This window comes from Streptomyces sp. NPDC096310 (assembly GCF_044763125.1).
In the GTDB taxonomy this organism is placed as follows: domain Bacteria; phylum Actinomycetota; class Actinomycetes; order Streptomycetales; family Streptomycetaceae; genus Streptomyces.
The window spans coordinates 72,191-78,984 of sequence record NZ_JBIWFO010000012.1; the positions used below are offsets into that span (position 1 = coordinate 72,191).

The window sequence follows — 6,794 nt, forward strand, 5'->3', positions numbered from 1 at the left end:
CACCCAATCGGCCCTCCAGTCGTCACAGGTCCCCCTTATTGTCTTCACAGCAGACGCAACAAGTGCGCGTGGGGGACATGCGTACAGGGGGACGACGGGTGCGCAGGCGGCCAGGGGGGCCTCGCCGCGGCCACCCAGGCCGAGGGGGGCCGTGTGGTCACGTCCGTTTTCATAGCCGCGTTCATCGCCGCCGTTTCACTGGCGCTGTTCTGGATGGCCGCGTTCACACTGTGGTGGCAGATGCACGCCTGGCGTACGCCGGAGACGCTGGCCGCCACCCGGTTCGACCCGCCCGACGGCGGCCGGGCGGGCTCGTTCTCGCTGCTCCTGCCCGCCCGCCACGAGCAGGCGGTGCTGGAGCACACCATCGAACGGCTGCTGGAATCCAGCCACTCCAGCTTCGAGATCATCGTCATCGTCGGACACGACGACCCGGAGACCGCCGCGGTCGCCGAGCGGGCGGCCGCCCGTGCCCCCGGCCGGGTCCGGGTCGTCGTCGACACCCACGAGGCCAAGAACAAACCCAAGGCGCTCAACACCGCGCTGCCGTACTGCGCCGGCGAGATCGTCGGGGTCTTCGACGCCGAGGACCAGGTCCACCCCGAGCTGCTGACCCATGTCGACCACGCCTTCCGCTCCACCGGCGCCGATGTCGTCCAGGGCGGGGTCCAGCTCATCAACTTCCATTCGAGCTGGTACAGCCTGCGCAACTGCCTGGAGTACTTCTTCTGGTTCCGCAGCAGGCTCCATCTGCACGCCCAGAAGGGGTTCATCCCGCTCGGCGGCAACACCGTCTTCGTACGGACCGACGTACTGCGCGAGGCCGGCGGCTGGGACCAGAACTGCCTGGCCGAGGACTGCGACCTGGGCGTACGGCTCTCCAGCGTCGGCAAGAAGGTCGTCGTCGCGTACGACTCCGACATGGTCACCCGCGAGGAGACCCCCGGCTCGCTGATGTCGCTGCTCAAGCAGCGCACCCGCTGGAACCAGGGCTTCCTCCAGGTCTACCGCAAGGGCGACTGGCGCCAACTGCCCACATCCGGGCAGCGGTTACTCGCCCGCTACACCCTGATGACGCCGTTCTTCCAGGCGTTCACCGGTCTCGTCATCCCGCTCAACGTCTGTGTCGCGCTCTTCCTCGACGTGCCGGTCACGGTCGCGTTCGTGACCTTCCTGCCGCTGGTCACCGCCCTCGTGACCTTCGTCTTCGAAATCGTCGGACTCCACGACTTCGGCGCGCAGTACGGGCTGCGGATCCGCCTCACGCACTATCTGAAGCTCATCGCGGGAGGCCCCTTCTACCAGGTCATGCTGGCCGTCGCGGCGATCCGCGCGGTCTGGCGCGACCGGCGGGGACGCGACGACTGGGAGCTGACCAGCCATGTCGGCGCGCATCTGACCCGAGAGGACGTCCACGCGTGACCTCCACCCTCCCCTCGACGACGACGACGACGGGGACGGGCCGGAGACCGCTCGTCCCCACGCCGAGCGGGCCCGCCCCGAAAGCCCCCGCCGTACCCGGCGCGGGACCGCGGCCGGTCGTACGCTTCCGGCGCTCACGCTCCGATCTGCTCCTCTGCGGGGTCCTCCTCGTCGCGATCCTGCTCGTCCAGGGCTGGAACATCCAGCACTACCCCACCCTCAGCGACGACGAGGGCACCTATCTCGCCCAGGCCTGGGCCGTCCAGGAGGGCAAAGGCCTCGCCCACTACACGTACTGGTACGACCATCCGCCGCTCGGCTGGATACAGATCGCCTTCCTGACCTGGCTGCCCTCCCTCTTCTCGCCCGAGGCCATGACGGTCGCGCCCATGCGCTGTGCGATGCTGCTGGTCAGCGCGGCGAGCGCGGTCCTCCTGTATGTGCTGGCGCGGCGGCTGTGGCTGCCGCGCTGGGCGGCCGGGCTCGCGATGGTCCTCTTCGGGCTCTCCCCGCTCGCCGTGGTGCTCCAGCGGGAGATCTTCCTCGACAACCTCGCGGTGCTGTGGATCCTGCTGGCGTTCTGTCTCGCGGCCTCGCCCCACCGCCACCTCTGGCACCACTTCGCCGCCGGTCTGGCCGCCGCGATCGGCGTGCTGACCAAGGAGACCATGCTGGTGGTGCTGCCCGCGCTGCTGGTCACGATGTGGCGCCACAGCCACCGTGACACCCGTAAGTTCGCGGTCACCGGAGCCGTCACCGCCTGTGTGCTGATCGGTCTTTCGTACCCGCTCTTCGCCCTGCTCAAAGGCGAGTTGCTGCCCGGCGGCGGCCATGTCTCGCTCTGGGAAGGCATCACGTACCAGATGAGCCGTCCGGGCTCCGGCTTCGTCCTCGACCCGGGCAGCGGCTCCTACGGCGTGCTCCAGTCCTGGCTGTACTACGACCGGATCCTCCCGCTGGGCGGTATCGCGGGCGCGCTGCTGCTCGTGGTCACCCTGCGCTGGTCGGTCACCGCGCGGGCGCTGGCCGGGCCCGCCCTCGCCGTCGTGACCCTGACCGCCGTCGCCCTGCGCCCGTCCGGCTATCTGCCCGCGATGTACGTCATCCAGGGGCTGCCGTTCCTGGCGCTGGTGCTGGCCGGCGGCGCGGCGAGCGTCACCCACGCCGTGCTGCGCAAGGGGCGCCGCCCCGAGCAGAGCCGCACCGTGACGGGCCTGCGGTGGACCGCCCTGGCCGCGCTGGCGGCGACCGCCGCCGTACTCGTCGTACCGCGCTGGTACGACGGCGACCGCACCGCCCTGACCGCCGACGCCAACGCCCCTTACCGGGCCGCCGCCTCCTGGATGGCGCGGGAGGTCCCCGACCCGTCCCGGGCCCGGGTGCTGGTGGACGACGCGCTCTGGCTCGACCTGGTGCACGCGGGGTACGAACCGGGCCTCGGCGCCATCTGGTTCTACAAGGCCGACCTCGACCCGGCCGTCACGAGGACGATGCCCGGCGGCTGGCGCGACCTGGACTACGTCGTCGCCTCCCCGACCGTACGGCGCGACGCGCGCGACCTGCCCAACGTGCGCGACGCACTGACCCATTCGACATCCGTCGCCGTCTTCGGCACCGGCGAGGGCCGGATCGAGATCCGCCGGATCGAGACGCGAGGGATCGAGACGCGGCGGACCTCCGGGAACGACCGGGCCGCCGCGCCGCACGGCACCCGCACGGGAGGCGATGAGCGATGAGCATTCTTCCGCCCACCGGGGCCGGGGAGCCGGGCCCCCTCGGACGCCGTGAACTCGGCGACCCCGTACTCGAAGCGACCGCCGTCGCCGAGCCCGGCGCCGTCACCGTCATCATCCCGACCTTCAACGAGGCCGGGAACGTGCGGGAGTTGCTGCGCCAGCTCACCGACGCCGTACCCGCCAGGCTGCCCTGCGAAGTGCTCTTCGTCGACGACTCGACCGACGACACCCCCGCCGTCATCGCCTCCGCCGCGCAGGACTGCCCCTTTCCCGTCGGTGTCATCCACCGCGACACCCCCGAGGGCGGGCTCGGCGGCGCCGTCGTCGAAGGGCTCAAGGCCGCCGGATCCGACTGGATCGTCGTCATGGACGCCGACCTCCAGCACCCGCCCGCGCTCGTCCCCGACCTCGTCGCCGCCGGTGAGCGCGGATCCGCCGATCTCGTCGTCGCCAGCCGCTACCTCGACGGCGGCAGCCGCGCCGGGCTCGCGGGCGGCTACCGCGTCGCCGTCTCGCGCGCGGCGACCTGGCTCACCAAGGGCCTCTTCCCCGGCCGGCTGCGCGGCATCAGCGACCCGATGAGCGGCTTCTTCGCGATCCGGCGCTCCGCCGTCACCTCGGAGGCGCTGCGCCCGCTCGGCTACAAGATCCTGCTGGAACTCGCCGTACGCTGCCGCCCCGAGCAGCCCACCGAGGTCCCGTTCGTCTTCCGTGACCGGTTCGCCGGCGAGTCCAAGTCGACCGCCAAGGAGGGCCTGCGCTTCCTGCGCCACCTCGTGGAACTGCGTACGGCCTCCCCGCTCGCCCGGATGGCCGCCTTCGGACTGATCGGGCTGACCGGCTTCGTACCGAACCTGCTCGCGCTGTACGGGCTGACGGCGGCCGGGGTGCACTATCTGCCGGCCGAGGTGGTGGCCAACCAGTTCGGTGTCGCGTGGAACTTCGTCCTCATCGAGACGCTGCTCTTCCGCAGCCGGCGCGTCCACCGGCACCGGGCGGACCGGGCGGGCCGGTTCGCGCTGCTCGCCAACGCCGATCTGCTGCTGCGGATCCCGCTGATCGCACTGTTCGTGGCGTGGTTCGGGATGGGGGCGCTGGCGGCGACGGCGTGTGCGCTGCTCGCCACGTTCGTGGTGCGGTTCGTGGGGACGGAGGCGCTGGTGTACCTGCCGAAGCGGGCCGCGGGGCGGTCAGGGCAGAAGAGCCCCGTGGCGGCGTCGGGCAGGGTCAGGGACCTGGAGACGGAGGCCGGGCGATGAGTGTGTTCCGCGGGCGCGGGCCGAGCGGGACAGCGCGCGCGTCGCGCCGTACCGTACGGCGCGCGCGCCCCACCGTTCGCGCCTCGCGCCGTACCGCGCTCCTCGCCGTCACCGCGCTCACCGCCGGGCTGCTGCTGAGCACCCAGCAGCCCGCCCTGGCCGGGGCCGACCTCGTCAGGAACCCCGGCTTCGAGACACCGGGCACCGGCGGCGCCGGGGACCTGCCGTACTGCTGGGAGCCGTCCGGCTGGGGCGACAACGACTTCTCCTTCACCACCGTCGCCGACGCCCACTCCGGTACGAAGGCCCTCAAGGTCGAGCTGACCCGCCGCGCCGACGGCGACCGCAAGGCGCTCATCACGGAGTCCGCCGACTGCGCGCCCGACGTGCGGCCGGACCGGCAGTACGATCTGTCCGTCTGGTACAAGTCGACCACTACGGACGTCGCGCTCACCCTCTTCCGGCACGACACCACCGCCGGCTGGCAGTACTGGACCGACCTCAAGTCCCTGGAGCCGAGCCCCGGTTACCGGCGCGCCGAGGTCCGCACCCCCGTCGTCCCGCCCGGCACCGACCGGATCACCTGGGGCGTCTCCGTGTACGGCACGGGCAGTGTGACCACCGACGACTACGGCATGGAGGAGGTCGCCGCGCCGCCCGTCGACCCCGGGTGCACCGGGACCCTTCAGGAGTGCGCCGACGGGAGGTGGGAGGTCCTGCCGACCGAGAACCCCGTACGGTCCATGCACTCGGTCGTCCTCCACAACGGCAAGGTGCTGCTGATCGCGGGCTCCGGCAACGACGTCGACAGCTTCGAGGCCGGCACCTTCACCTCCGCGGTGTACGACCCGGAGGACGGCTCGTACCGTACGGTCCCGACGCCCGACGACATGTTCTGCTCCGGCCATGTCCAGCTCTCCGACGGCCGCGTGCTGGTCATGAGCGGCACGAAGGGCTATCCGTCGGCGGACGGCACGGTCGGGTACCAGGGGTACAGGGACAGTTACGTCTTCGACCCGGCGACCGAGACGTACAGCAGGACCAACGACATGAACGACGGCCACTGGTACCCGTCGGCCACCCTCATGGGCAACGGCGACGTGCTCTCCTTCGGCGGGCTCCGTGAGGACTCCACCGGCTCGGTGACCGCCGAGCGGTGGTCGGCCGCGAAGGGGCAGTGGCTGCCCACCTGGCAGGTCAACCAGACCTGGTCGTACTGGGGCCTGTACCCGTCGATGATCCTGATGCAGGACGGCCGACTCTTCTACTCGGGCAGCCATGTCTTCGGCAACGGCACCCCGGGCACCGGCTCCTCCGTCTACGACTACGACACCAACACCGTGACCGACGTACCGGGGCTCCGGAACAAGGACGAGCGCGACCAGTCGGCGAGCGTGCTGCTGCCGCCCGCCCAGGACCAGCGGGTGCTGACGATCGGCGGCGGCAACATCGACGCCAACCCGGAGGCGGGCCGGCTCACGGACCTCATCGACCTCAAGGACCCGAATCCCCGCTACACGGCGGGCCCGCCGCTCCCGCAGGGCACCGTCGACCTCGGGGCGGGCCCGCAGCCGCAGACCGGGGCGCAGGGCAAGATGTACGGCTCGGCGGTGCTGCTGCCGGACGGCAAGGTGCTGGAGACGGGCGGCGCGCTGCACAACCGGGCCGACCCGGTCTACGAGTCGTCGCTCTTCGACCCGGCGACGGACACCTTCGACCCGGTGGCGGCCGACCCGCAGGCGCGCGGCTACCACTCCTCGGCGTTCCTGCTGCCGGACGGCCGCGTGATGACGACGGGCGACAACCCGGGCAACGGCACCTGGAACCATCAGGTGTCGCTCTACACCCCGCCGTACCTCCTGCGGGGCGAACGGCCGCGGATCACCTCGCTGATCGACAACCAGTGGCTGTACGGCGATACGCAGCGCATCACGGTCGACCGGCCGATCGCCAAGGCGGAACTGATCCGCCCGGCGGCGGTGACCCACTCGTCCGACCCGAACCAGCGCTTCGTGGACCTGCCGCTCTCGGTGGACGGGAAGAACGTCGACCTGAACGTCACGAGCAATCCCGACCTGGCGCCCCCGGGCTGGTACATGCTCTTCGCGGTCGACGCCGCCGGGATCCCCTCGGTCGCCGAATGGGTCCACCTCGGCGGCCCGCCCCAACTGGCCGCGAAGGCGGCGGAGTCGGCCCATGTCCACGACTTCGCGGGCGAGTTGGCCCGGCCCGCGAGGCAGCCGCGCAAGCCCAGGGCGTCGGAGCCGGTGAGCCCACGGGTGGCGGGATGCGACCGGCACTACGGATCGGTGAACGTCTGCGTACCGACGGTCTTTCCGGAGACGGTCACGGGTGCGGGTGCGGGTGCGGGTGCGGG

General features: G+C 71.4%; 4 protein-coding genes. All 4 read left to right on the forward strand.

Annotation, left to right across the window (positions count from 1 at the left end; translation table 11 throughout):
• Window positions 1-213: 213 nt before the first annotated feature.
• Window positions 214-1,422, forward strand: coding sequence for a glycosyltransferase (locus ACIQ7D_RS22445; protein ID WP_403940329.1), 1,209 nt, complete (start codon window positions 214-216; stop codon window positions 1,420-1,422).
• Complete coding sequence (locus ACIQ7D_RS22450; protein ID WP_403940151.1) at window positions 1,419-3,158, forward strand: ArnT family glycosyltransferase; 1,740 nt, start codon at window positions 1,419-1,421, stop codon at window positions 3,156-3,158. The genes ACIQ7D_RS22445 and ACIQ7D_RS22450 overlap by 4 nt, the downstream gene beginning before the upstream one ends.
• Window positions 3,155-4,417 (forward strand): glycosyltransferase, encoded by a 1,263-nt coding sequence (locus tag ACIQ7D_RS22455; RefSeq protein ID WP_403940153.1) that lies wholly within the window; start codon window positions 3,155-3,157, stop codon window positions 4,415-4,417. The genes ACIQ7D_RS22450 and ACIQ7D_RS22455 overlap by 4 nt, the downstream gene beginning before the upstream one ends.
• Window positions 4,414-6,794 (forward strand): galactose oxidase-like domain-containing protein (locus ACIQ7D_RS22460; RefSeq protein ID WP_403940155.1); only part of this gene is annotated, 2,381 nt, incomplete at its 3' end. The genes ACIQ7D_RS22455 and ACIQ7D_RS22460, both read left to right, overlap by 4 nt.